This is a genomic window from Desulfovibrio piger ATCC 29098, from assembly GCF_000156375.1.
Lineage (GTDB): Bacteria > Desulfobacterota > Desulfovibrionia > Desulfovibrionales > Desulfovibrionaceae > Desulfovibrio > Desulfovibrio piger.
In genome coordinates this window covers 40,396-67,106 of record NZ_DS996361.1, presented here as the reverse complement: position 1 = coordinate 67,106, position 26,711 = coordinate 40,396, and the positions used below count along the sequence as shown (strand labels likewise).

Genomic DNA, 26,711 nt, shown 5'->3' with positions numbered 1-26,711 from the left:
AGACCGCGTCACGGCCTTCCCCTGCGGAGAATCTTAGCCCAGGATCGCCTTGAGGTCTTCGTCAGGCGTGGTCACGGGCATGATGTTCCACTGCTCCACCAGCACCTTGAGGATGTTGGGGGACACGAAGGCAGGCAGCGTGGGCCCGAGGCGGATGTTCTTCACGCCCAGGGCCAGCAGGGTCAGCAGGATGCTCACGGCCTTCTGTTCGTACCACGAAAGCACCAGCGACAGCGGCAAATCGTTGACGCCGCACTTCAGGGCATCGGCCAGGGCCATGGCCACACGCACGGCGGCGTAGGCATCGTTGCACTGGCCCACGTCCAGCAGGCGCGGGATGCCGCCCAGGCTGCCCAGCTCCTTGTCGAAGAAACGGAACTTGCCGCAGGCCAGGGTCAGGATCAGGCAGTCGGCCGGGATCTTCTCCACCAGCTCGGTATAGTAGTTGCGGCCGGGACGGGCGCCGTCGCAGCCGCCCACCAGGAAGATGTGGCGCAGCTTGCCCTGGGCCACGGCATCCAGCACGGCGGGCGCGGCACCCAGCAGGGTCTCGCGGCCAAAGCCGGTCAGCACTTCCTTGCCGGGCACGTCTTCCTCAAAGCCGGGCAGCTCCAGGGCCTTCCGGATGACGGCCGAGAAATCACGGTCCTTGCAGTGGCCCAGGCCGGGCCAGGACACGTTGCCGGAGGTGAAGACCTTGTCGGCGTAGCCCTTGGGATCCTGGATGCAGTTGGTGGTGAAGAGCACCGCGCCGGGGAAGGCGGGCAGTTCCTTCTGCTGGTTCTGCCAGGCCGTGCCGTAATGCCCGGCCAGATGCGGGAAGGCATGCAGCACGGGATAGGCGTGGGCGGGCAGCATCTCGCCGTGGGTGTAGACGTTGATGCCCGTGTCGCGGGTCTGCTCCAGCAGGGCCAGCAGATCGGGCAGATCGTGGCCGGAGACGAGGATGGCCTTGCCCTTGCGCCGGCCCAGGGAAACGGGCGTAGGCACGGGCGTGCCGAAGGTACCGGTATTGCCCGCTTCCAGCAGCTCCATGGCGCGCAGGTTGGCCTTGCCGCATTCCAGCACCAGGCCCAGCCAGCCGTTGAGGTCACGGCTCTCGGGATCCAGCTCGGTACCGGCGCGCAGGCCGCGATACAGGAAGGCGGCCACGTCGGGATCGCGCTGGCCCAGTTCGGCGGCATGGTCGGCATAGGCGGCCACGCCCTTGAGGCCGTAGAGCAGGATCTGCATGGCGGAACGCACGTCCTCGTCGTCGGACAGGCGGTCGATGGCCGTATCGCGCAGGTCCAAGGCGGCCAGCGGCGAGGGCGACGGGGCACCGGGCACGCGGGCGGCCAGGGCGGTGGTGCGCTCCAGGCATTCTTCCTGCACGGCGCGCAGGGAGACGGGATCGAAATTCACATTGGTCAGGGTGGAGAACAGGGCCTTGAAGGCGAAGTCGTCGGTGGCGGTGTCCACGATGCCGGCGTCACGGGCCATCAGGGCCACGGCCGCCAGTTCGCGCAGCTGCCATACCAGCTTGTCCTGCTGGATGGCCACGGCCTCGTTCTTGCCGCAGATGCCAAGGCGGGTACAGGCCTTGCCCTTGGAGGTCTGTTCACACTGGTTGCAAAACATGGGGGGCTCCTTGTGCTGAGGGGGATGGGTGTCTGTCCATGTCACTAGAGCACATCTCCTCCACCGCAACTGTGACCATCGTCACAAAACAGGGAATCTTTTCACAGTCCCGCCGGACTGCCGGACGATATGCGGAAGATCCCGCCCCTTGCGCTTACTTCCAGAAGCGTTTCCAGCCGGAGGCGGGCGCCTCATGACCGCCCTGCAAACTGCCGCCCAGTCCCAGCCGGTGATCCAGCTCCGCCAGCCAGGCCGCGGCCGCCGCGCCGTGTTCCAGCTCCAGGGACCGGTGGCAGGCCAGCACGTCCTCTGCTCTGCCCCGCCAGAACGACAACTGCGGTTCCAGCAGGTCGAGATCGGGATGCCTGTCCACCAGCGTACGCAGCCCGGCGCTCACGCCTTCCGCATCGCACAGGCGGGCCAGCTGGCGACGGCGCTTCCAGCCCGGACGCCCCTGCGACCAGACCAGCGCCAGATGCAGGACGAAACGCTCGTCCGCCGTGGCTTCCCGCCGCCGGTTGCCGGGCAATATGCCCCGCACGGCCCCCAGCACGGCCTTGGTCCCGCTGCCCAGGGCATCCGCCACGGCACCGGTCCCAGAGCTGACGGCCCCGGCCACGGCCTGCCCGGCACCGATGACGGCACCGGCACCGGAACTCACGGCCTCGGCCACGGCCGTACCGCCGCGCGCCACGCTCTGGGCGGCGCCCCGGGTCTTTTCCAAGGCACTGTCGGCCACGGTGCCCACGGTCTCCGAGATCTTCTGGCCCATGGAGGCAGGCAGATCCATCAGCTGCTTGCGGAAGGCCTCCACGATGGCCCCCACGGTCTCCCGCGAGATCTCCGTCAGCATGGTGCCCGCCTCGCGGCAGCAGGCCTGCTGCCGGGCCTCTTCCCTGCCAAGGGCCGCGAAGCGGAAGGCGCTGCGCGTCACCACACCGGCCCGGATGGCCAGCAGGCAGTTGGCCGCCCCGTCGATGACCGCGGACGTGCACTGCTGCATCATGGGCCCCATGAGCGGCACGCTGGAGGCCGCCATGACGGGCGTGACCGCGGGCAGCAGCTCGTTCATGCTCTCGGTGATGGTCCGGGGGATGTCCAGGGCCTCGATGGAAAAGGAAATGAAGGTGGCCGAGGAGACCGTGCTGTAGACGCTCCACAGCTCCGCCGGGGAGGGACGCTGGTTGTAGATGCCGGAGACCCGCCAGATCATGCGCGCCAGCGAGACGAACATGATGAGCGCATCCAGACGGCCGTTCTGGGACAGGGCCGTGCCCAGGAACACCCGCTTGGCGTTGTTGCGGATCTCTTCCCCGGCACGGGCGTCCAGCACGTCGAGGGCCTTTTCCAGAAAATCCTCATCCGTAGCGCGGATGCCTGCGGCGCGGACGTGGGGATTCTTTTTCAGGCGGCGTGCCAGTTCCCGGGCAAAGGCCTGGCGTTCGGCTTCCGAGGGGTCGTCACGCAGGACAAGACGGGGCGCACGGGCAAACCAGGCCAGGCCCAGCCAGAGCACGGCGCCTGCCTCCAGGGCCAGCAGGGCCACGAAGGCCAGCCAGCCCCAGCCGGGGGCCAGCACTTCCACGGTCTGGAAGACCGTCAGGTCCAGCTGGACCAGCAGCATCAGGATGACGAGCATGAAAAGGGCCGCAGCCGCTTTCAACAAGGTCGAGATAAAGGTCATGTAAGGTACCTGCACAAAGGAAGGATGAGGGGCCCCGCCGCGGGAGTTGCCCGCAGGCCGGGCCTGTCGGGACGGCTCCGGCCAGTACGGTGGAGCCGCTCAAAGCACAACACGGAACGCGTCAGCAGGATGTCAGGAACAGCGGAAAGGATCAGCGGAGCGACGGAAGGCCCCGGGAAAGGAAGAAGGGAAGGCGCAGGATCGCGCCCGGAAAAACACCGGAACGAGCCGGGCCAAGGCACGGCCTGTCAGGAAAGGACGGCAGGCAAAGCCTGCCGTCCCGTGACTCACTTCAGAGCGGCGACACGGTCCGCCAGGGCCATGATGGTGTTGGCGTAGACCGTGGAGTGGTTGTAGCGCATCAGCAGGGCGTGCTGACGCTCGCGGGAAAGCCCGGCCTTCCAGCCGTGCCGGGCAAGATAGTTGGAGAGGCTGGCCACGGCATCGGGCACGGTGAACAGGTCCACACGGCCGTCGCCGTCACCGTCCGCACCATAGGTGGCGATATTGGACGGCATGAACTGGCACAGGCCCACGGCACCGTAGATGGAACCGGGCAGATGCTCCGGCGGCACGCGGTCGCGCAGCATGTGTTCCACCAGGGCCCTGGTCTCCTTGTAGGCCCAGTCCGCGCGCTTGGGCATGGTCTCGGCGATCCAGTCCATGTGCTGTTCATGGTCGCGCAGCTGCGGCAGCCAGTCGCTGATGCTCTCCGGCGTCCGGCTCACGGCCATGCTGGCCAGAGTGTAGAAGGCGTTCTCCGAGGTATCGCCCAGCACCTTGCCGAGGCGGGTCTCCACGAACAGCAGGGCTGCCGCGATGGACGAGGGCACGCCGTAGCGCTGTTCCGCCTGCCGGAAGGCCTTGCTGTTGGCCGTGATGAACTGGCGGCACAAACGCGCGTTGGCGTCCGTGACCACGCCCTTGTAATACTGCGCCTGCGGCTTGTCCGAAGGCGGTGCGGGAAAGAATTTGCGATTGTACAGGGCCTTGATCTTGCGGCCCATGGGCGACTGGGTGGGCGTGGCGGGCAGGCCCGCCAGCAGGGCGTCCACCTGGGGACCGGCGATGCCGTCGGCGGCCAGGCGGCGAGAGAGATCCTGCCAGGCAGGGGCCACGGCCGGGGTGGACGGACGCGCGGTCCTGGGGGCGGAGGACGCCACAGGCGTCACCACCGCAGGGGCCGCCGGAGAAGGCCCGAGAGAGCGTTCCCTGAGACCGTCATCGCTGCCGCCATCGGCGGACGGCGGCTCCAGGATCACGGTGCCGCTGGCCACCACGTCATCCACGGGTTCCTTGCCGCCGCAGGCAGCCAGCAGCAGACAAAACAGGGCGCACAGGACAAGGCGCAGGGCCTTGCGCCCGTCCCTGGCGGAGATGCTCATATCATACCTCCTGGAACGTCCAGACCACACGCCCCAGCATGCGGCGCTGCAACAGGGCGGCATCCAGGGACGTCTCGGGATAGTCCGGGGACTGGGCCCTCAGGACATAGCCCCGCTGCGAGCCGTCCAGGAACACCTGGCGGACCACCACGCCTTCCAGCGGGGCGAACAGGGCGTAGGTCCTGCCGGAGACAGGGGCCAGATCCTCCATGTCCACCCCGATGTAGGCGCCTTCGCGCAGCAGGGGCTCCATGGCCTGCCCGCGCAGGCGCAGCACCTGCAGCGAGGGCCGCAAAAAGGCCTGCGGCAGGGGGACCCTGCCGGAAATGGACAAGGCGGGCCTGGGAGCCTCGTCCGTATAGACACAGGCCATGTCGTAAACGTCCACCACGGTGGACCGGGTGAAGTCGTCCCCGTAGCAGGCCACGGTCTCGGCCAAGGCCTGGGGGGCCTCCTGCGGGCAATACCCTTTGTCCGTGCGCAGATAGAGGGGCCCCACCCCGTACTTGAGCCAGTCGGGGTTGAGGCCGAAGCGCTCGAAGAGCTTCATGTACCAGTCGCCCGGCACAGAATCACGGCGCTTGGCGTCCGAGATGCTGGACTGGCGGATGTTGAGCAGCTCCGCCAGCTCCACCTGGGTACGGCAGTTGGTGGCCAGCTTGATGCGTTCGTAGATTTCCGTAAAGCCCATGGTCCACCTACTTCTGCAGATCCAGCAAGGGCATCTGGCTGCCCAGCACCATCTTGCTGTTCTCCTTGAAGGACTTGCGCAGGGCATCGAGCCAGCGCTGATAGGAATAGAATTCCGGTGACTTGCCGTAGGCCGCGGCGTAGACGGCCGCCGCCTGGGCATCGCCCTGGCCGTAGAGCACCTGGGCCTCGCGATTGGCCTCCGCGAGGATGAGGGCCTTCTGGCGGTCGGCATCGGAACGGATGCGCGTGGCCTGTTCCTGACCTTCGGAACGGTACTGCTTGGCCTGGCGTTCACGCTCGGCCCGCATGCGGTCGAAAATGGAACGCTGGTTCTCCGTGGGCAGGTCGGTGCGCTTGATGCGCACGTCCAGTACCTCCACCCCGTAGGGCTTCATGAGCTCGGAGACCTTTTCCGTCACGCGGGTCATGATGGTGGCGCGCTCCTTGGAGACCACCTCGGTCAGGGTATAGGCGCCCACCAGGGCCCGCAGCTGCGAATAGACCACGTCGTCCAGGCGGGCCTGCGCACCGGGGATGGTACGCATGGTGCGGTAGAACTGCAGGGGGTCGCTGATGCGCCAGCGGGCGTAGTTGTCCAGCACGATGGTCTTCTTGTCCACGGTGAAGGCCTCGCGCGAGCTGGCGGCGTAGTCGAGCACACGGGCGTCGAAATAGACGACCTTCTGGATGAAGGGCAGTTTGAAATGCAGGCCGGGCCGGTAGATCTCGGGCAGGGGGTCGCCCAGCTGGAGCACCAGGGCCTGCTGGGTCTGGTGCACGGTGAAGCAGCACTGGGTCACGAAAACGGCCAGCACCAGCAGCAGGACACCGTAAAGGAGGGGATTCTTGGTCATTATTTCTTCTCCGAGGGCAGGACGCCGAAAGCGGGCGTACCCGGAAGAGGCATATGCGGCAGCACCTTGCCGGAGACCCCGCTGTCCAGCAGGGTCTTGTCCTTGGAGGCGGCCAGGATCTCTTCCATGGTCTCGTAATACAGGCGCTGGCGGGTCACGTCGGGAGCCTTTTCGTATTCCTGGCGCAGCGCGTCGAAACGGCGGGACTCGCCTTCGGCCTGCTGCAGGCGGGCCACCCGGTAGGCTTCGGCCTTGTTGAGGATGGCCGCGGCCTCACCGCGCGCCTGCGGCAGCAGGGCGTTGCGGTAGGCTTCCGCCTCGTTGATGATGCGGCTCTTGTCTTCGCGGGCACTGGCCACGTCCTTGAAGGCGTCGCTCACTTCCTGCGGCGGATGCACGTCCTGCATCTGCACGGCCAGCACCTGGATGCCGGCCTCGTAGCGGTCCAGGACCTGCTGGAGCAGCACGGTGGCGTCGCTCTGGATCTTCAGCTTGCCGTCGGTGATGGCCGAATCGATGAGGCTGTTGCCGATGACCTCGCGCATGGCGGCCTCGGCGGCGTTGCGCACCAGGTTGGTGGGGTCGGTGATGTTGAACAGATACTTGACCGCGTCGTTGATCTTGTACTGCACGCTGAACTGGACGTTGACGATGTTCTCGTCACCGGTGAGCATGGAGGCTTCCTTGGGCACGCTGCGCAGCTCGCCCTGGCGGAAGGTGGTGGCCTGCCCGGTGGAACGGAAACCCACCTCGCAGCGCAGCACCTGGGTCACCTGAGGTTTGTAGACGCTTTCGATGGGAGCGGGCAGCGCGTAGTGGGGACCGGGCCCTTCGGTGCGGTCGTACTTGCCGAAGCGCAGCACCACGCCTTCCTCGTCAGGGTTGACGATATAGATGCCGGACAAGAGCCACAGGCCCACCAGACCCAGCACCAGCCAGATCACCATGCCGCCCGGCATCTTCATGCCGGCAAGCTTCTTCAGGGCATTCCTGCCGTCAAAGCCGTTATCGTCGCCCCCGTTGCCGGAAGGCGAACGCCGGACACGCCGGGGCTGTTCGTCCTGCGTGTCGTTATCATCATCACCGAAGAGCGGACGGGAGGGGCGCTGCCCCTGCTGCCGTTGCCGTTTTTCCTGCAATTTATCCCAATCCCAAGTCATGTGGAGGACATCCCCTTTGCTGAATGGGGTTAAAGAACACTGTGGACGGCGACATTACGCCGGGGACCGGCCCGTACCGCCTTTGCCCGTGGCAGGGACCATCCTGCCGGAAGCCCGCTTTGCTGCCGGGCATACCGACGGGCAAGCTAAAAGACTACAAATATTATGATAATATGTCCCGGGGGTCAAGGCGGCTCGTCTTTCCTGACAGCCCGGAAAATGACAGTATTATAGTAAGAAATACCTGTCTCCTGTCAACGCACCCTGCCCTTCCCGCGTCCCGCAAAAAAGCAAAACAGGGCCGCGGCAACACCACGACCCTGTCCATTCCTGTAAAGATACAAAAGAGTTATACCTCGCTTACGATAGGCACCACCACCGGATCGCGTTCCAGGACCCGACGGAAGAAACGTCGTAACGAGGCCCGGATGCCTTCCTGCAAACGGGTGAGCTGGCCGGGACGGACGGACTCGATCTCGTCCAGCACCAGACACTTGGCATCCTCCAGCACATGGCTGTAGTGCTGCTCGAACACGAAGCCCTTGGAGAACATCTCCGGTCCGTGCAGCACGCTGCCGGTCTCGGCATCCAGCACCAGCACCACGATGACCATGCCCTCGTCGCCGAGGATGCGGCGCTCGCGCAGCACGGCCGAGCCCACGTCGCCCACGCCCTTGCCGTCCACCAGGGTGCATTCCACGGGCACGGGCGGCTCCAGGCGGATGCCGTCCGGCAGCAGGGTCAGGGGACAGCCGTCCTCCAGCAGGACCACGTTGTCGGGCTTGACGCCGCATTCGCGCGCCAGCTGGCCGTGCTTGAACAGATGGCGGTATTCCCCGTGCACGGGCACGAAATATTCCGGCCGCACGGCGCCCAGCAATTCGCGCAACTCGTCGCGGTGGGCGTGGCCCGAGGCATGGATGGCCCGCACGCTCTCGTAAAGGACCGTGGCGCCCAGACGGTACATCTCGTTGATGAGGCGCGACACGGCCTTGACGTTGCCGGGGATCATGCGCGAGCTCATGACCACGGTATCGCCCTTGCGGATGCTGAGCTGGCGGTGGCCGCCCAGCACCATGCGCGACAGCGCGGACAACGGTTCGCCCTGGGCACCGGTCACCACCAGCACCAGCTGCTCGTCGGGCAGGTCGGGCACGCCGTTATGGGCGTTGAAGAAACTGGGCGGCAGCTTGGCGATGCCCAGATCACGGGCCATCTCGATGTTGTTGGCCAGGGATTTGCCGCTGATGACCACGGTGCGCCCGCGCTCGCGCGCCAGGTCGAAGACTTCCTGGATGCGCTGGATGTGGCTGGAGAACAGAGTCACCACGATGCGGCCCGGGGCCTCGTCGAAGACCTTGCCCAGGGACTCCATGACGGCCCGCTCGGTAAGGGAACGGCCGTCGCGCTCCACATTGGTGGAATCGGAGAACAGCAGGCGCGCGCCCTCCGGCCCGGCGAAGTCGCGAAAGGTCGCCAGATCCGTGCCGCTGCCGGCCAGGGGCTGGGGATCGATCTTGAAGTCCCCGCTGTGGACGATGCGGCCCACGGGCGTTTCCACGCCCAGACCGAAGCCTTCGGGGATGGAGTGGCACACGGGGAAGAAATGGAAGGTCATGTCGCCCAGGGCCACCTGGTCGCCGGGCTCTACCGGGCACAGCTCCACCCAGTCCAGCAGCTCGTGCTCCCTGAGCTTGTGCTCCACCAGGGCCAGGGTGAAATAGGAACCATAGATGCGCGTGCCGCGCAGCTGGGGCACCAGCCACGGCAGGGCGCCGATGTGGTCTTCGTGGCCGTGGGTCAGGACGATGCCCAGCAGCTTGTCGCGCACGGCGCTCACGGCGCCGAAATGCGGGATGACCACGTCCACGCCCAGATGGAAATCATCCGGGAACATCAGGCCGCAGTCCACCATGACCACGCCTGCGGAGGTCTCCCACAGCTGGCAGTTGAGACCGATCTCCCCCAGACCACCCAGGGGGGTCACTGTCAAAAATTGTTCAGAATCACTCATACGGGACCGTTTATTTTCTTCTGGCGGCGCCACCTTCCCGCAGCAGGTCGGGATGATATTCGCCCATGGCTACATAGATCTGGGAAAGGGCCGTCAGATAGTCGGCCTTGGCACCGGTCAGGGAGGACTGGGCCGACGTGAGGTTGGCCGAAGCGTCCAGGACGTCGAAGTTGGTGCCCACATGTTCGTGATAACGGGCCAGGGCCACGTTATAGGCCTCCGTGGCCTGCGCCACGCTGTTCTGGGCCACGGCGATGCGCTTGCGGGCCTCCTGCACGGCCAGATACTTGGACTTGATGTCGTAGCCCACTTCCAGCTTGAGGTTCTCCTGCTCGTAACGCATCTTGGTCACCTGCCAGCCGGCCTGCTTGTCGGCGTAGTAGGTGGTGCCCCATTCGAACACGTTCCAGGTGGCCTGCGCCCCCACTTCCCAGTTGGTGACGTGCGAGCCGTTCTCGCCGGAACGCTGCATGCCGGGCGTGTTGCCGCTCTGCGTCATGCTGTAATAGCCCTCGATCTGGGGGTAGTAGTCACTCTGCACTTCCTTCTGGCTCTTGCGGGCGATCTCCACGGCCTTCTGGGCCACATACAGGTCGGGGCGCTGGCGGTAGGCCAGTTCCAGGCACTGCTCCAGCGTATAGCGGAAGCCCACTTCCTTGAGCGTGCCGGTATAGGTATTGACGGCCGTGGCGTCGAAGCCCAGCAGGGTGTTGAGCCTGGCCAGAGTGGTGGCCTGGGTGTTCTCGGCCTCGATGAGCAGGCGCTCGGCCTCGCTCACGTCCACTTCGGCCTGGAGCACGTCCAGACGGGGGCTCAGGCCCACTTCGAAATAGGCCTGGGCGATGCGCAGCTGCTCGCGCAGGCGGGTCAGGCTGTCGCGCATGCTGCGGGTGTTCTCGCCGGCTTTCAGGTATTCCAGGAACGCCGTCTGCACCTGCTCGGTCATGTCCAGCTCGGCCTTGCGCAATGAAGCCTTGTCGCTGTCGGCCTGCAGGGCGGCCTTCTGGTAGGTGGAGAGCAGGCGGAAGCCCTGGAAGATGGGCTGGGTCACTTCGATGCCCCAGCTGTAGACGCCCATCTTGGGGTTCTTGGTGCCCATGGTGGCGGAAGGATCACGCTTGCTCTCGGTCTTGGTGGCGGAATAGCTCACGCCCAGGCGCGGACCGAAGGCACCGCGCGCGGATTTTCGCCCTTCTTCGGAGGAACGGCTCTCGGCTTCCTGCGCCCCCAGGCCGGGGTTGAAGCGCAGGGCATGCTCCACGGCATCGGACATGCCGATGCTCTTGCCCGCCACGGGCCTGTCCGCCGTCTCGGCCGAGCGCTGGCCGCTATAGACGGGCTGCCGGGCAACGGCATCCTGCCGGCCGGCGGACGCGGCAAAAGAAGCCTGGGAAGACCCCAGCATGACCACGCACAAGACCGCCGTGCCCAGATGCCGGACACAGCGTCCCCGGAAGGAAGAAAAGCTTTTCATCAACATAGGTCGCAGCATACACCCTCACCGGCGGGCTTGCAATGCGCTTGTCGACGGCCTGGGCAAGGGCGGCGCGGGATAGCGGCCTTTTGTCCGCAACACTCCACATTTCGATCGTTTCACCTCTTTTTTGCAAAAAACGCATTGCGGCAGCCCGGCCCATATGCAGAAAAAGACATAATAAAAACAATATATTAAATATTATTTTTTCTTTGGCACGCTGCTTGCTCAGCTTGTGAACAACATCACATCGGAGCAAGCCATGATCATTATCCTCCTGGCCGTCGCCCTCATCGTCGGCGGCCTCATCGGAACAGTAGGCGTGGGCGGCATCCTGCTGATCCCCGCCCTGAGCGGCCTTGGCGGCCTGACGACCCATGCGGCCATGGCCACGTCCCTGTTCAGCTTCATCTTTACCGGGCTTCTGGGTACCTGGCTGTACTGCAAACACGGCAGCATCCACTGGGGCATCACCATACCCGTCTGCATAGGCGGTCTTGTGGGCGGCTACCCCGGGGCCCTGGCCAACGCCATCGCACCGGCCTGGATCCTCAACCTCATCCTGGGGTGCATCATCATCTTCGCGGGCATCTATGCCCTGTTCCCCGCCAAAGGCGGCACCATCACCTACCGCCCCGGTGACGGCCGGCAGCGTCTGCAACTGCTGCTCATCGGCGCCACCGTGGGATTCGGCTCGGGCCTGACCGGCGTGGGTGGCCCCGTGCTGTCCGTGCCCCTCATGGTCATCCTGGGATTCACCCCCCTCACCTCCATCGCCACCAGCCAGGTCATCCAGATCACGGCTGCCACTTCCGGCTCCATCAGCAACTTCGCCAATGGTTTCGTCGACCTGCACATGGCGCTTCTGGTCACGGTGGCCGAGCTCGCCGGTGTCGTGGCCGGCGCGAAGCTGGCCCACAGCGTCTCGTCCGGCGTCCTGAAAAAAATGGTTTCCGTCGTCTGCATCGTCGTGGGCGCATTCATCTTCGTCCGCGCCCTGCTGCAGGCCTGATCGAAAAGACCCCCAACGTCAAAAAATCCCCAACAAGGAGAAAAACCATGCCTCTCAACCTCCAAGAACGTCCCATCTTCATGATTGGTGCCGAACGCTCCGGCACGACCCTGGTCATGGCCCTGCTGGGTTGCCATTCCCGCATCGCCGTTCCGGAAGTGGTCTGGTACTATCCCCGCTTCTACCCCTATCTGCACACCTACGGCGACCTGTCCGTCGAAGCCAACTTCCGCACTCTGGCCCAGGAGATGGTCTTTGGCCTCAAGACTCCTTTCTGGGGGATGAAGGTCAACCCCCGTACCATCGTTGATGAAGTCATCGAGCTGGTCCCCGAACGCAGCTTTGCCGGTCTGTACGCAGGTATGCACATGCGTTTTGCCCAGTATGTGAACAAGCCCCGCTGGGGCGAAAAAACGCCGCACAACCTCTACTTCGTGGGCCCCATGCACCACGATTTCCCCAATGCCCAGTTCATCTACATCACCCGGGACGGCCGTGACGCCAGCGTAGACTACATGGAATCCTCCTTTGGCCCCACCAACATCTATTGCGCGGCCCAGTCCTGGAAGCGCTGCTGGAACGCCGTCAAGGAGTGGCGCGAACCTCTGCGTGAAAAAGGTCTGTGGCTGGACGTGCGCTACGAAGAGCTGGTGCGTGAACCGGAAAAAGTCATGCGCGGCGTGTGCGAGTTCCTGGGCGAGGACTTCGAAGAAGGCATGTTCGATTTCTACAAGACCGATATGTGCAAGGCTCGCGGCGCTTCCCGCGACCATGCGCCTCTGGGCAAGCCCATCAGCGACAAGTATATCGGTATCCACAAGGATCTGCTCTCCCTGCGTGACCAGCGCATCTTTGCGGCCGTGGCCGGCAAGGAGCTGGAAGAAGCCGGCTACACCAACACGGTGGAGCCCGAGATGCCCAGCCAGCGCATGATCGAAAAATATCTGGAATTCGACGGCCGCATCCGCGCCGCCACCCTGGATGGTTTTGAAGGCCACATCGTCTTCGAGAGCTATAATGACTGGCTGGTGGACCAGCGTGAAGAACGTCGCAAGCAGGGCCTGTGGGATCCCGCCACGGCCCCCAAGGTTTTCCCTGCCGGCGATCCCGACGAGGAATACATCATTGGCCTGCGCGCGTCCGACAAGTGGAAGAAGCACTTCTCCATCAAGCGCCGCTATGTTGGTGATGTCGTCCTTTAGGACGCCCGACCATCTGTAGTCTGCCCGGATCCCTGCGGGCGGCATGATATCGAGGGGCGGGCCACACGGCCCGCCCGGAATAAGGACTGGAGCCCGTCATGTCTGAATCGTCGTCTTCTTCCCGTCTGCTGCATCTCCTGGGAGGGCCTGCCCTGCTGCTGCTTGCCCTGGCCCTGCCCATTTTCGGCCCCATCGAGTCCCGCTTCGGTTTCGGCATCCTGTTCTGGATGGTCTGGTGGTGGATCACCTGCGTCGTGGACATCAAGCTGACCTGCCTCGTGCCCATCTTCGTGGCCTGCGTCTACAGCTACATGCCGCTGGGCAAAGTGCTGGAGGCGTATGTGCATCGTGAGGCCGTCCTCATCTTCGGCGCCACGGCCATCACCTGCGCCTGGGTGCGCTGGGGCTTTGCCCGCCGCCTGGCCCTGAACTTTCTCATGCGCGTCAACGGCAGCGTGCGCGCCCAGACCGCGGGCTGGTTCCTCCTTTGCGGGGTCACTTCCTTCGTGGTGGGCAACACCACCGTGGCCGCCATGTTCGCTCCTGTGGCCGTGGCATCCCTGATGTACGCCGGTTTCAACACCAACGAGCAGCGCTGGCAGTCCAAGGCGGCGTCCAACATCCTCATCGCCGTGGCCTGGGGCGCCAGTGTGGGCGGCATGGCCACCCCGCTGGGCGGCGGTCAGTCCGTGGTGACCTATGGTCTGCTCAACAAGTACCTGGGGCACGATATCTACTTCATCGACTGGACCCTGCGCATGGTGCCCATTTCCCTGCTTGTCATCGCCGGTGTGGGCCTCATGATGTACTTCATGCATACGGACATGGAGCGCTTCAGCGGCAGCAAGGAATTTTACCGGCAGGAGCTGGAAAAGCTCGGCCCCATGACCTATGAGGAAAAGGTTTCTCTCTACGGCTTCGCACTGGCCATCCTCCTGGCCGTCCTCCAGCCCCTGTACGCCCCGTACACCAAGGGGCCCCAGTGGTCCTGGCTCAAGCCGACCCAGTTGTTCTGCATCATCCCGCTGCTCATGCTGTTCTGGCCCGCCCGCAACGCCAAGGATGAGACCATCCTGTCCGTCAAGGCCCTGCGCGAGCATTTCCCTATCACCATCCTCTTCATGTGGCCCGCCTCTGTGGCCCTGAGCAAGATCTTGGCCACCACGGGCGCCGGTACGATGTTCGGGAGCTGGATCACGCCCTTGGTCGGCATCAATGACACCCTGTCCATCGTGGCCTGGAGCGTGGCCTCCAACGCCCTGTCCCAGGTGACCAGCGATACCGCGGCCGCCGGCGTCATGGTGCCCCTGGCCATCGAATCCATGGCCAACTGGCGCGGGCTGGCCTTTGGGGCCGTGCCCTGGGTCTGGGTGACGGGCTCGGCCATCAGCTGGTCGTACGCAGTGGCTTCTGCCACCGGTGCCCAGGGCATCGTGGCCGGTTATGGCGCCAACCTCCGCACCATGTTCGTCTGGGGCATGATCGCGGCGCTCATCTCCGTGCTGCTGACGATCCTCTACTTCTGGTTCACCGTCGTGGTCCTCGGTCTGGACTTCTACATCATGCCGCCGGTGTAGCGACCATGTTTCCCGCCATGTCCGGCCTGTTCCCTCGCTTCCGGGCCCGGCATGGCGGCAGATATTCGGCAAGGCGGCCGTGCCGCCCTTCCGATCCCGCGGCGGGGCACACCACACCTCCCCCCGCCGCTCCGGGGCTGTCGTACTGAGCGACAGTCCCGGACCTGCATTGACAGCCGCGACATCCCAAGACAATTTTATGGATAAAGATGAGAAAACTAGCTAATGCATAGACGATACTGAAAGATGTCGTCCGTCGCCTGTCTTTGCGGGCCCCCTGCCTCTTGAAGTCGTATGCCCGGTGTCATTCCGACGGCCCGCACCATATCCCATCGGAGCAGGAGACATTATGTTGTCTACTTCCTTTTCCTTCGCCTTCGTTTCGAACTCCGCTGTGGTGGCAGAAAAGGTCCAGACCTATGCTCAGGAGCATGGGTGGCCGCTGGAAGAAGTCCGTCTGGCTACCATGGAAGAGGCGCTGCCCGTGGCCAAACGATTGTTCGACCAGGGTGTGGATGTGATCCTGGGCGGCGGCGGAACCGGGAAGCTCCTGCGCCGTCATCTGAACGAACCCGTCGTCACCATCTCCCGGAGCCATATGTCCATCTTGCAGGCCCTGATGGAAGCCCGCGAATATACGGACAATGTGGCCGTGACATGCTATGACGCCATCCCCCCCTGGTCGGAACTGTTCTCCCGCCTGCTGCACATCCGCCTGCAGCCTATCCGTTTCACCAACTCCCGGGAACTGACCCTGGGCATCACCCAGGCCATCGCCCAGGGCGCCGGCTGCGTCGTGGGGGGCGGCGTCTGCGTCTCCATCGCGCAGGCCCACCACTGCCCGGGCATCGTGGTCTGTCCGGGCAACGAGGCCCTGGAACGGGCCTTCGAGGAAGCGTCCAACATCGCCCAGGCCCGCCGCCGTGACCGCGAACACGCGGCCTGGCTCCAGGACGTGGTCGATGCCCTCCATGAAGGAGTCATCGGGGTCGACCCTGCGGGCAAGCTGGCCCTCAGCAATCCCGTGGCCAGACAGGCCCTGGGGCAGGATCGGCTCCGGGACGGCTGGGCACTGCAGCACCTTGGCCTTGCCGAAAGCCTGGAAACGGGACGGCCCACAGAAGGGACCCTGAAAGGCGAGAACGGCCAGGACCTTGTCTTCACCAGCAGCGCCGTCGTGGTCGATGGCATCCAGAAAGGAGCCCTGAGCGTCCTGACACCCGATGTTGTCCTGACGGATCTGCAACGGCGGCTCAAGCATTCCCGCCAGGCAGGCCTGCGGGCCAAGTTCACGCTGAACGACCTTCTTGGCGAAAGCCCTTCCATGAGGACCCTGCGGGTACACGCCCAGCGTTTCGCCGAGTCCGACGCGGGGATATACATCCACGGGGAAAGCGGGACGGGCAAGGAGCTGCTGGCGCATGCCATCCACAATGCCAGCCCCAGGCGCCACGCGCCCTTCGTGGCCGTCAACTGCGGCGCCCTGCCGGAAAGCCTGCTGGAGAGCGAACTGTTCGGCTATGCCGAAGGGGCGTTCACCGGCGCCCGCCGCGGCGGCAAGCAGGGCCTGTTCGAACTGGCGCAGGACGGCACCATCTTCCTGGACGAGATCGCGGACATCAGCGCCGCCGTGCAAGTCAGGCTCCTGCGCGTTCTGGAAAGCGGCGAGATCTTCCGCCTTGGCGGAGACAGGCCCGTGACCGTCAATGCCCGCGTGGTCTGCTCTTCCTGGAAGGATCTCGTGCAGGAGGTCAGGGAGGGGCGCTTCCGGGCGGATCTTTATTACCGCCTGACGCTGCTGCGCCTGGAGATGCCCCCCCTGCGTGAACGCCTCCAGGACATGACCTTGCTTGTCCGGCATATCATGCGCCGCATGGGGATGATCCACAAAAAGATGCCCCCCGAAGCCATCGAGCTTCTTTGCAGCTATCCCTGGCCCGGCAACGTGCGCGAGCTGGACGCATTGCTGCGCCGCTACTGCCTGATGTCCACCAGCGATGCCTTCCAGATGCCCCTGCTGCAGGAGCTGCTGCTCGACATGCGCCAGACGCAGGGCATCCTGGCCTCGCCCCGCAGGGTAGCCGAGAACCGGGAGGAACAGGACCTGCCCGCAAGCGGCAGCCTGCGCCAGCGCCTGCGCCTCATGGAAAAGAAGATCATCCGCCAGGAACTGGTCCGCCAGCAGTACAGCAAAAAAAGCACTGCCCGCTCCCTGGGGATCAGCCTCAATACCCTCTGGCGCAAGATGTGCGATGCGGACTAGGGCGGGAGACAGCGCGCCCTGCCGCCGTCCTCCCCTGCGACACAGAAAAAACGCTTGAAAAAAGACGGCGAACGTTGCATTCTCCGGGCGGTTCAACGCCGCGCACAGCCGTTGCCTTCCGGGGCCGCCCGGATGGCAGGGGCTCTTTGGCGTTTTTCTTTTTTCCGGTGCATACATGCCGTGTCCGGCAGGGCACAGGATCCATCCCAGGCACACCATTTTTCCATCTCCAGGAGTGATACATGGAGTTCAGTTTCTTTTCGATGATCAGCCAGGCCAGTCTCGTGGCCAAGATCGTGCTGTGCATCCTGGTGCTCATGTCCGTGGGCAGCTGGGGCATGATGATCCAGAAAACCCTGGCCCTCAACGCCGCCTACCGCAAGGCCCTGCAGGGCACCGACCTGTTCGAGAAGGCCCCCAGCCTGCGTGAGGCCGTGCTCTCCCTGGGTTCCGACCGTGCGTCCCCGCTCTATTTCGTGGCCCATCAGGGCGTGATGGAGTTCAACCGCTCCAAGGAAGCCGGCAACAGCAGCGAGATCGTGGTGGACAACGTGCGCCGCTCCCTGCGCCAGGGCGTGGCCAGCGAGATGGCCCGTCTGGAGCGCTCCCTCTCCCTGCTGGCCACCACCGCCAACACGGCCCCCTTCATCGGTCTGTTCGGTACGGTGTGGGGCATCATGCACTCCTTCCACTCCATCGGCATGCTCAAGTCCGCGTCCCTGGCCACGGTGGCCCCCGGCATCTCCGAAGCCCTGGTGGCCACGGCCATCGGTCTGGGCGTGGCCGTGCCCGCCACCATCGGTTTCAACATCTTCATGGGCAAGCTCTCGCAGGTGGACACCCTGCTGGTGAACTTTGCCGGCGTGTTCCTCAACCGCGTGCAGCGCGAACTCAATGCCCACCGTCCCGTGCAGCGCACGGGCGCCACGGAGATGTAAGATGGGCGCCAGCGTGGGCGGCAACAACCGCTTTGTCTCCGAGATCAACGTGACGCCCTTCGTGGACGTCATGCTGGTGCTGCTGATCATCTTCATGGTGGCCACTCCCATGATGAGCCAGGGGCTGGAAGTGGACCTGCCCCAGACCAAACAGGTGGAAGTGCTGCCGACCGAAAACGACAACATGATGCTGACCGTCCGCCACGACGGCAAGATCTTCCTGGACGAATACGAGGTCCAGACCATGGATGACCTGGAAGGCTACCTCCAGACCCTGGTCAAGGAAAAGAACAAGACCCTTTTCCTGCGTGCCGACAAGGAAGTCCCCTACGGCGTGGTGGTGGATGTCATGGGCCGCATCAAGGCCGTGGGCATCGAAAAGCTCGGCGTGGTGGCCGATTCCTCCGAGAGCCTGTCGCCCGCTGCCGCCGCGGCAGCCGCCAAAGGCGGGAAGTAGTCAGCGATGAACTGGGCCTCGTATCTTCTTTCCCTCTGCCTGCATCTGGCGGTCTTCCTGCTGATCATGTTCTGGCCCAGCTCGCCTCCGGTGAACCTGGAGACGCCGCCGGTGATGATCAGCCTGGTGGGCGGCGCTCCGGGCGGCAACCGCACGCCCTCGAGCATCCTGGGCAAGATGGGCAAGCCCACGGACGGCCCCAAGGACGTCTCGCCCCCGGCCAAAAAGGCCGATGCGGCCGCGCCCGAACGGCCGGAGGTCAAGGCCGACCCCACGGCGGACAAAGCCCGTCCGGTGGAGGCCAAGCCCGAACCCAAGGTCGAGCGCAAGCCTGAGCCCAAGCATGAGGTCAAGCCCAAGCCCGAACCCAAGGACGCCACCCCGGTGGCCGACAAAAAAGACAAGAAAAAGAAAGAGGACAAGAAAAAGGACGACGACAAAAAGCCCGAAAAGCCCAAGAAGGACGACAAGAAGAAGGACGATAAAAAGTCCACGCCCAAAGACGACAAGAAGACCGACAAAAAGGCCGACAAGCCGTCCAAGGGCGATCCCGTGGCCGCAGCCATGAACCAGGCCCGCCGCGAAGCCACGTCCCGCGTCGAATCCGGGGACAAGGGCAGCAGCGTGGAACAGGCCCTGGCCCAGGCCCGCCGCAATGCCGGCGGCGATGGCGGCGGCGGTGGCGGCGAAGGCGACGGCCCCGGCGGCGGTGGCCTCAACGACGTCTACATGGGCCAGGTCATGCTTGCCGTGCGTCCCAACTGGAGCTTCACTTCCGCCACGCGCCTGAACCTGGTCTGCGTGGTCCGGGTCAAGGTCAACCTGCAGGGTGAAGTGGAAAAAGTCGACGTGACGCAAAGCTCCGGCAACGCGCAGTACGACTCCTCGGCGGCCAACGCCATCTGGCGTACCAGCCGGGCGGGGGCCTTCCCGCCGCCGCCGTCGGAACAGTACACCGAGCTGGACCTTGTCTTCACACTCAACGAACTCATGGGCCGCTAGCCGGTCCGTCAAGGCGGTCGTGCCCGGTGGTGCGGCCGCCTTGCTGTCTTGGAGATCCCGCATCGCCGGGGATGGCCCCGCTTTCCCCAAGGATGCGCCATTCTGGAACGGCATCGCTGCATGAGAGACGCATCCCCATGCACATATGCCTTCGTGGAGGTCACATGAAACGAACCCTTTTCCGCCCGCTGGCTCTCCCGGTCCTGTTGCCGGCCCTCATGCTGTGCCTGATGCCGCTGCACGCCCAAGCCACGGGCGCTGCCGCGGCGGACGTGGCCAACGGCTACGCCGGTGAGGCCATGGAAAAGATCCTGGCCAACTGGGCCGCCCCGGCCGACCGCGGCAAGGTGCGCATCGTGGTGCGCGTGGACGCGGAAGGCAAGGTGGAGCGCTGCGGCTATGTCGAAAAGTCCGCCAGCCAGGCCCTCAATGACTCCGTGTGCAGCGCGGCCATGAAGACCGCCGACCTGGGCAAGCCGCCCTACGGCATGAGCCAGGACGTCTACCTGACCTTCTGGCAGGGCAACATGGCCGACCTTTCCGGCATCAACCGCCGTCAGGCCGCCGCAAAGTCCGCGGCGGGCACGGCCGCGCCTGCCGCCGCCCCCGCTCCCGAGGCCAAGAGCGCGCCCGTCACGCTGGACAGCAAGCCCGCCACCCTGACCACGCCGCTGAAGGCCCAGGACGCCTACGGGCCCAAGCACGCGGCCTATTTCCGCAAGCTGGTCATGGAACTGCGTAACGCCACCTTCATCCCCGCGGAGCTGGCCAAGGGCACCTATTACGCCACGGTGCGCCTGGAGATGGACGCCTCGGGGAAGATCCTCAATTACAGCATCCTGCAAAGCAGCGGCAGCGAGCTGCTTGACAGATATGTCCGGCAGGGCATACGCCGGGCAGGAAAGGTCAGCCCCCCGCCCGCGGCTGTGGGCAGATTTGTGAACGCCACCCTAACTCTGGTGCGCTAGACACCACCACAAGGACCATTACGCCATGAAACGTCTTGCCATCCTTTTGGCCCTGGCCGTCACGCTGTCCCTGGGCAGCACCGCCCAGGCCGCCATGCGCGTCGATATCTACGGCCCCGGCCAGAATATCGTGAACCTTGCCCTGGCCGCCCCCATCACCGGCCCCCAGAAGCAGGCCAACGGCATGGGCGCCAAACTGCAGAAACTGGTGGAAGAGAACCTCAGCTTCCTGCCCTTCATGCGCCTGACGCCCGCCGCCTCCGTGCTGGGCGGCATCCTGCTGCCCGGCTACGAGCCCCCGAACCTGGACTTCAAGCGCTTCCAGCTGGCCGGTTCGGACATCGTGGTCACCACCTACTGGCCCAACGGTGACAGCGGCACCAGCTCCGTGCAGATCCGCGCCTTCGAGACCAACACCGGCGGCCGCCTGTTCGGCAAGGAATATCCCCAGGTGCGTGCCGGCGACCTGCCCGAAGTGGCCGACCGCTTCTGCGCCGACCTGCTCGAAGTGCTGACCGGCAGCGGCGCCTTCTTCCGCTCAACCCTGGCCTTCGTCAAGAAGTCCGGCCGCCTGTCCGCCAACGTGTGGCTGGTCAAGCCCACGGGCCGCGACCTGCGCCAGATCACCAACATCAAGGGCGAAGCCATGTCCCCGGCCTGGTCCCCGGACGGCCGCTTCATCGTCTTCACCCATATCGACGAAAAGTCCCACTCCCTGGGCGTGTGGGACCGCAAAAAGGGCAGCGTGCAGCGCGTGCGCTTCCCCGGCAACGTGGTCATCGGGCCTTCGTTCACGCCTGACAACAAGGTGGCCGTGGCCCTGTCCAACGGCCGCTACCCCGTCATCTTCCTGCTGAACCACGGCTTCCAGAAGGAACGCATCCTCGAAGGCGGTAACTCCATCAACGTGTCGCCCACCTTCGACAGGACCGGCACCAAGATGGTCTTCACCTCCTCGCGCCTGGGCGGCCCCCAGATCTTCATGAAGGACCTGAGCTCCGGCAGCATCACCCGCGTCAGCAAGAACGGCGGCTACAATACCGAAGCCAACCTTTCGCCCGACGGCACCCTGGTGACCTACAGCCGCATGACCGAGTACGGCCACCGCATCTTCGTGCAGGATATGGTCACCGGCCTGGAACGCCAGATCACCTTCGGCCCCGGCAGCGACGAGCAGCCCTCCTTCTGCGGTGACAGCTACTTCATCGCCTTCGCCTCCAGCCGCGGCGGCTCCCGCGGCATCTACCTGACCACCCGTCATGGCGGCGATGCCAAGAAGGTGCCCACCGGCGGCGGCGCGGCCTCGTTCCCCCGCTGGGGCATGCCCGACGGCAAGTAGTTTCGGACAAATTTTGTAAAATCCGGAGATCCTGCCCGGCTTTTCTGGAAAAACCGGGCAGATTTCTGGAAAAAATAGGGGAATCCCCCCTATCCTGACTTGACAAAACTTGGTTCACATATACCATCCGTTCTGCGGATGGGATACCACCATCCGCTGTGTACAGAAAGGAAAGGTACCTTTTTGGAGTTAGAGCTGTTCAGGAGGACACACAATGAAACGCTACGCTCTTATCCTTGCTCTGGTTATGGCCCTCGCCGCCGGTTTCGGCTGCGCCAAGAAGACCCAGGACGCCACCGGCGATGTCGATGACATGAGCCCCGAAATGCGTGCTGCCATCCAGCAGATCACTGACGGTCGCGTGCTGTTTGCTTTCGACAAGTTCGACATTCAGCCCCAGTACAAAGACATGCTGACCGCCAAGGCTGAACTGATGAAGAAGTACCCCAGCATCCGCGTGCGCATCGAAGGTAACTGCGACGAACGCGGTACCCAGGAATACAACCTGGCCCTGGGCGAACGCCGCGCCCGCGCCGCTTATGACTACATGGTTCGCCTGGGCGTGAACCCCGGCCAGCTGGAAATGATCAGCTACGGCAAGGAAAAGCCCGTGGTGCAGGGTTCCGGCGAAAGCGTGTGGGCCCAGAACCGCCGCGACGACTTCTGCGTGATCGCTCACTAGTCGTCAGCCATCCGGCTTTTAAGGGTCGCCCTTCGGGGCGACCCTTTTTTTTCGCTCCCTGTCCAAGGGCCGCCCCTTGCGGGGCCGTACGGCTAAGGCTACACTGCTCACGAAAAAGCAGGGACTGCCCCTTTTTCTTCCCCTGCCTGTCCGGGCAACAGGCCATGCAGACACTGCCTGCCCGTTTTGCAGTGCGCGCAGCAAGGATCCACATGAAGATAGTTGTGCTTGACGGCGACGTCATCAACCCCGGCGACATCAGCTGGGCGCCCCTGGAAAAACTGGGCGAGGTGGTCATCCACGGCCATACGCCCGAGGATATGATCGTGGAACGGGCCGCCGGCGCGGAAGTGCTGGTCACCAACAAAGTCCCCCTGCGGGCGGCCACGCTGTCCCATCTGCCCGACCTGCGCATGGTGGCCGTCCTGGCCACCGGGTATGACATCATCGATACTGCCGATGCCGCCGCACACGGCATCCCTGTCTGCAATGTGGTGGCCTACGGCGTGGACGACGTGGCCCAGCACGCCTGGGCCCTGCTGCTGGAGCTGTGCCGCCGCACCAGCGACCATACGGCCAGCGTCCGCGCCGGAGAATGGAAGGACACCTGGTGCTACTGGAAGACCACTCCCGTCTGCCTGCGCGGGCGGACGCTGGGCGTCATCGGTTTCGGCTCCATCGGCCGCCGTGTGGGCGAGCTGGGGCACGCCTTCGGCATGTCCGTCCTGGCCAACTGCCGCACGCCCCGCAACCCTCCGTCCTACAGCCCCTTCGCCTTCGCCTCCACGGATCAGATCTTCCAGCAGGCCGATGTCATCTCCCTGCACTGTCCGCTGACCGATGCCACCGGGGCCATCATCAACGCCAAGGCCCTGGCCCGCATGAAGCCCGGCGCCATCCTCATCAACACGGCCCGCGGCCCCCTGCTGGATGAAGCCGCCGTGGCCGAGGCCCTGCACAGCGGCAAGCTGGGCGGCCTGGGCGTGGACGTGCTGGCCAAGGAGCCCCCGGCGGCGGACAATCCCCTGCTGCACACGCCCAATACCCTCATCACGCCCCATATGGCCTGGGCCACGGCCCGTTCGCGGCAGAACATCATCAACCTCACGGCCGAGAACATCCTCCGCTGGCAACAGGGCACCCCTGTCAATGTGGTCAACGGTGTGAAGGACTAGGCAGCGACAGAACGAATAGCGGAGGCGCGGGCACGGCTCCGGCCGGTCCCACCCTCCGTCACGGAACAGCAGAGAGCGCCCCTCCGGCGGCATCTTCCCCAAGGAAGCCGTGCGGACGGCACAGGAACGCCTCTCCCACAAGACATCCGAGCCCATCATGTTTTTCGACATCCACACCCACGCTTTCCATCCCAAGATCGCCCACAAGGCCGTGGACCATCTCAACACGGTCTATCACCTGGACTGCCGCGGTGACGGCACCATCGAACACCTCCTGGAGCGTGAAAAGGCCGCCGGCATCGACAGATGCATCGTCCTCTGCGCGGCCACGGCCCCCGCACAGGTCATCCCGGCCAACAACTACGCCATGAAGCTGCAACGGGAACATGAAGAAGTCATCGGCTTCGGGACCCTGCATCCGGCCTATGTGGACTGGGAAGACGAGCTGGAACGCATGAAGGCGGGCGGCCTGCGCGGCATCAAGCTCCATCCCGATTTCCAGGGCTTCGCGCTCAACGATCGCCGCCTGCTGCCCATCTTCGAGAGCGCCCAGGACGACTTCGTCTTCGAGATCCATATCGGCAGCGACGATCCCCTGGAAAAGGCCCCTTCCAGTCCCTTCATGCTGGCCGACCTCATGCGTTCCTTCCCGCGCCTGCGGGTCATCGGTGCCCATTTCGGCGGCTACCAGATGTGGGACTACAGCCTGGAGGCCCTGGGCGACTTCGAGAACCTCTGGATAGACACCTCCAGCACCACGCCCTATGTGACGCCCTCGCTCCTGCAACGGTTGCTGGCCCGCCATTCCCCGGACAGGCTGCTGTTCGGCACGGACTGGCCGCTCTATGACCCCGCCCACGAGCTGGAGCGCCTGCGTACCATGAGCGGCCTGAACGAGGACGCCATAGAGCGCATCCTCAGCAATGCGGGCCGTCTGCTGAGGATCGGGGCTTGACAGCAGCCCCCTTTTACGGCTAGCTTGCCTTCAAGCCGGACGGCGGCAGCACTGCCAACCCCGTCAGGTTCGAAAGAAAGCAGCGGTAACAGCCGCTGCCGGGTGTCCGGCCCACAAAAGCCGCGAGCGTGGAAACGTTCGCGGCTTTTTGCGTTTGTAGCACATGGTTTTGGGGAGGTGCTTTTTTGGGGGAAGGGAGCCCCCTCATCTCTGCTGCCCATGCCCGTAAAGCTCCTTCGTCGCTGACGGGCACGGCCCTTCGGGCCGCCATTCGGTCGCTGCTCGCGCGAGAGGAGTCCCCCTTCACCCAAGCCCCCCTCCCCTCCCAGCGCGCTTTATAAGAACGCTGGCGCCGGTGCGTCACGAAATACGGCTTGATGGTCCTCTACCGAGCGGCATCAGGCCCGAAGCGCCACGTCAGGCTCCCCGCCCTCTCCAGGCTACCGGCTCTCTGCCCTGGCACACGCCTTCAAGCCACCCGCAATTCATAGGAACAGCCTCCCAAGAGCCCGCACGAAGGGAAACAGCCTGTCCTGCAAGAAAAATCATCCTCACAAAGCGCTCCATTCAAACGGCCTTCCCCAAAAACAAAAAGGCCCTGCCGGGGACCGGCAAGGCCAGAAATCTTTCCATGTCACGACAGCCGTCAGGGACCTGAATAAAAGGTTTTGGAAAGGTGGGGGGATCGGGGGGAGGGAGAACCTTTTCCCCGAAAAGGTTTCCCTCCCCCCGCAAACATCCTTCCCCACCCTAATGTCCGGTGATGGCGTATTTCTTGAGCTTGTACTGCAAGAGGCTCTTGGAGATGCCCAGCAGTTCGGCGGCCTTGACCTGGACCAGATCCGCGCGCACCAGAGCACGACGGATGAGGGCGGCCTCGATCTTCTCCAGGGTATCGGCCAGATCCAGCTGCACGGGCAGCAGGTCCACGGCGCTCTTGAACTGCGAGTCCTCGTCCCGGATCTCGGCGGGCAGGTTGTCCACGTCGATGACCGTACCGGGCACCAGAACCATGCAGGATTCCACCACGTTCTCCAGCTGGCGGATATTGCCGGGCCATTCGTAGCCGCTCAGATAGTTGAGGGCCTCGGTGGTGAACTTTTTGGCCGGCATGTTGTTCTCGCGCGCCACCTTGTCCATGAAGTGGGCCACCAGCAGCGGGATGTCCTCCCGGCGCTCGCGCAGGGCCGGCAGAGGGATCTGCACCACGTTCAGACGATAATAGAGGTCATCGCGGAACGTGCCCTTTTCCACCATGGCGGCCAGATCCTTGTTGGTGGCGGCCACCACGCGGATGTCCACCTCGATCTCCTCACCGCCGCCTACGCGCTCGAAACGGCGCTCCTGCAGCACACGCAGCAGCTTGACCTGCAGATCGGGCGTCAGCTCGGCGATCTCGTCCAAAAAGAGCGTGCCGCCGTCGGCCTGCTCGAAACGGCCGCGCCGCATGGCCACGGCACCGGTGAAGGAGCCTTTTTCATGGCCGAAGAGCTCGCTCTCCAGCACACCGGGGTTGAGGGCCATGCAGTTGACCGAGACGAAGGGCTTTTCCTTGCGCGGGCTGGCGTAATGGATGGCGCGGGCCACCAGTTCCTTGCCCGTGCCCGACTCGCCGGTGATGAGCACCGTGGAACGGCTGGGGGCGGCGCGGTCCACCATGACCAGCACATCACGGATGGCGCGGCTGCGGCCCACGATCTGGTGCACGCTGTAACGCTCTTCCATGGCTTCCTGCAGCAGGCGGTACTGGCGGTGGGCGCGGGCCAGCTCCGTGGCGTTGTGGATGGAGAGCAGCAGCTCGTCATTGGAGAACGGCTTGGTGATATAGTCGAAGGCCCCGTATTTCATGGCCTCCACGGCGCTTTCGATGGAGCCAAAGGCCGTCATGATGAGCACCGGGATGTAGGGCCAGCTTTTCTTCACATGCTGGAGCACCTCGCGCCCGGAGACCTTGGGCATCTTCATGTCCGTCACCACCACGTCCACTTCGCTCTCGGCCAGGAAGGCCAGGGCCGTCTCGGGATCACTGATAGCGGTGACGGTGTAGCCTTCATCCTCCAGCAGGGTCTGCAACACCAGCAGATAGTTCTTTTCGTCGTCGATGACCAGAATATGCGATTTGTCACTCATGGTGTCTCTCCCCATACAGGCGTGAGGCGGCTCCGATCAGTCCAGGACCGTATTGCCCGCAAAAAAACGGCTTCTCTGCCCAGCGGCCCCGCCGGCGGGAGACGCTGCAAGCCCCGCCTGCATCATC

The 26,711-nt window shown here is 64.4% G+C and carries 21 protein-coding genes and 1 other RNA gene; 13 read left to right on the top strand and 9 right to left on the bottom strand.

Annotation, left to right across the window (positions count from 1 at the left end):
- Nucleotides 1–33 precede the first annotated feature (33 nt).
- The 8 genes from hcp to DESPIG_RS11960 form a co-directional block, all read right to left on the bottom strand.
- Nucleotides 34–1,620, bottom strand: a complete 1,587-nt coding sequence (gene hcp / locus DESPIG_RS11995) for a hydroxylamine reductase (RefSeq protein WP_006009153.1) — start codon at nt 1,618–1,620, stop codon at nt 34–36.
- Nucleotides 1,621–1,774: 154 nt separating this feature from the next.
- On the bottom strand, nt 1,775–3,304 hold the full coding sequence (locus DESPIG_RS11990) for a DUF697 domain-containing protein (protein WP_006009151.1): 1,530 nt from the start codon (nt 3,302–3,304) through the stop codon (nt 1,775–1,777).
- A gap of 287 nt (nt 3,305–3,591) precedes the next feature.
- Nucleotides 3,592–4,689 carry a lytic murein transglycosylase gene (locus DESPIG_RS11985; RefSeq protein ID WP_006009149.1) on the bottom strand — a complete coding sequence of 366 codons (1,098 nt, stop codon included), beginning with the start codon at nt 4,687–4,689 and terminating at the stop codon, nt 3,592–3,594.
- A gap of 1 nt (nt 4,690) precedes the next feature.
- Nucleotides 4,691–5,380 carry a LexA family transcriptional regulator gene (locus DESPIG_RS11980; RefSeq protein WP_006009147.1) on the bottom strand — a complete coding sequence of 230 codons (690 nt, stop codon included), beginning with the start codon at nt 5,378–5,380 and terminating at the stop codon, nt 4,691–4,693.
- 7 nt (nt 5,381–5,387) lie between these two features.
- Nucleotides 5,388–6,236: a protease modulator HflC gene (gene hflC / locus DESPIG_RS11975; RefSeq protein ID WP_006009145.1), complete on the bottom strand. Its 849-nt coding sequence runs from the start codon at nt 6,234–6,236 to the stop codon at nt 5,388–5,390.
- The gene (hflK, locus tag DESPIG_RS11970; protein ID WP_006009144.1) at nt 6,236–7,396 is read right to left on the bottom strand and encodes an FtsH protease activity modulator HflK; all 1,161 of its coding nucleotides are present in this window, start codon (nt 7,394–7,396) and stop codon (nt 6,236–6,238) included. The genes hflC and hflK overlap by 1 nt, the downstream gene beginning before the upstream one ends.
- 349 nt (nt 7,397–7,745) lie before the next feature.
- On the bottom strand, nt 7,746–9,410 hold the full coding sequence (locus DESPIG_RS11965) for a ribonuclease J (protein WP_006009140.1): 1,665 nt from the start codon (nt 9,408–9,410) through the stop codon (nt 7,746–7,748).
- 10 nt (nt 9,411–9,420) lie between these two features.
- A complete protein-coding gene (locus DESPIG_RS11960; protein ID WP_246118329.1) occupies nt 9,421–10,902 on the bottom strand; it encodes a TolC family protein in 1,482 nt (493 codons plus the stop codon).
- A 244-nt stretch (nt 10,903–11,146) separates the two neighbouring features.
- Between DESPIG_RS11960 and DESPIG_RS11955 the strand changes: the two genes are divergently transcribed.
- The 13 genes from DESPIG_RS11955 (at nt 11,147) to ffs (ending at nt 24,571) form a co-directional block, all read left to right on the top strand.
- Nucleotides 11,147–11,896, top strand: a complete 750-nt coding sequence (locus DESPIG_RS11955) for a sulfite exporter TauE/SafE family protein (protein WP_006009134.1) — start codon at nt 11,147–11,149, stop codon at nt 11,894–11,896.
- Nucleotides 11,897–11,943: 47 nt separating this feature from the next.
- Nucleotides 11,944–13,098, top strand: coding sequence for a sulfotransferase family protein (locus DESPIG_RS11950; RefSeq protein WP_006009132.1), 1,155 nt, complete (start codon nt 11,944–11,946; stop codon nt 13,096–13,098).
- A 98-nt stretch (nt 13,099–13,196) separates the two neighbouring features.
- Nucleotides 13,197–14,675, top strand: coding sequence for an SLC13 family permease (locus DESPIG_RS11945; RefSeq protein ID WP_006009129.1), 1,479 nt, complete (start codon nt 13,197–13,199; stop codon nt 14,673–14,675).
- Nucleotides 14,676–15,024: 349 nt separating this feature from the next.
- Nucleotides 15,025–16,938: a sigma 54-interacting transcriptional regulator gene (locus DESPIG_RS11940; RefSeq protein WP_006009125.1), complete on the top strand. Its 1,914-nt coding sequence runs from the start codon at nt 15,025–15,027 to the stop codon at nt 16,936–16,938.
- 242 nt (nt 16,939–17,180) lie between these two features.
- On the top strand, nt 17,181–17,876 hold the full coding sequence (locus DESPIG_RS11935; protein WP_006009122.1) for a MotA/TolQ/ExbB proton channel family protein: 696 nt from the start codon (nt 17,181–17,183) through the stop codon (nt 17,874–17,876).
- Between the two features lies 1 nt (nt 17,877).
- Nucleotides 17,878–18,333, top strand: a complete 456-nt coding sequence (locus tag DESPIG_RS11930) for an ExbD/TolR family protein (RefSeq protein WP_006009120.1) — start codon at nt 17,878–17,880, stop codon at nt 18,331–18,333.
- A gap of 6 nt (nt 18,334–18,339) precedes the next feature.
- Complete coding sequence (gene tolA / locus DESPIG_RS11925) at nt 18,340–19,335, top strand: cell envelope integrity protein TolA (RefSeq protein WP_006009118.1); 996 nt, start codon at nt 18,340–18,342, stop codon at nt 19,333–19,335.
- Nucleotides 19,336–19,499: 164 nt separating this feature from the next.
- The gene (locus DESPIG_RS11920; protein ID WP_006009116.1) at nt 19,500–20,303 is read left to right on the top strand and encodes a TonB family protein; all 804 of its coding nucleotides are present in this window, start codon (nt 19,500–19,502) and stop codon (nt 20,301–20,303) included.
- Nucleotides 20,304–20,328: 25 nt separating this feature from the next.
- Nucleotides 20,329–21,642 carry a PD40 domain-containing protein gene (locus DESPIG_RS11915; protein WP_006009114.1) on the top strand — a complete coding sequence of 438 codons (1,314 nt, stop codon included), beginning with the start codon at nt 20,329–20,331 and terminating at the stop codon, nt 21,640–21,642.
- Nucleotides 21,643–21,856: 214 nt separating this feature from the next.
- Nucleotides 21,857–22,324, top strand: a complete 468-nt coding sequence (gene pal, locus DESPIG_RS11910) for a peptidoglycan-associated lipoprotein Pal (RefSeq protein WP_006009112.1) — start codon at nt 21,857–21,859, stop codon at nt 22,322–22,324.
- Nucleotides 22,325–22,536: 212 nt separating this feature from the next.
- Nucleotides 22,537–23,499: a D-2-hydroxyacid dehydrogenase gene (locus DESPIG_RS11905; RefSeq protein WP_006009111.1), complete on the top strand. Its 963-nt coding sequence runs from the start codon at nt 22,537–22,539 to the stop codon at nt 23,497–23,499.
- Between the two features lie 157 nt (nt 23,500–23,656).
- On the top strand, nt 23,657–24,454 hold the full coding sequence (locus DESPIG_RS11900; RefSeq protein WP_006009109.1) for an amidohydrolase family protein: 798 nt from the start codon (nt 23,657–23,659) through the stop codon (nt 24,452–24,454).
- Nucleotides 24,455–24,485: 31 nt separating this feature from the next.
- Nucleotides 24,486–24,571: signal recognition particle sRNA small type (ffs, locus tag DESPIG_RS13375), an RNA gene on the top strand.
- 633 nt (nt 24,572–25,204) lie between these two features.
- Here ffs and DESPIG_RS11895 read toward each other — a convergent pair.
- Entirely contained in the window at nt 25,205–26,584 is a 1,380-nt protein-coding gene (locus tag DESPIG_RS11895; protein ID WP_040370150.1) for a sigma-54-dependent transcriptional regulator, read from the bottom strand.
- Between the last annotated feature and the right edge of the window lie 127 nt (nt 26,585–26,711).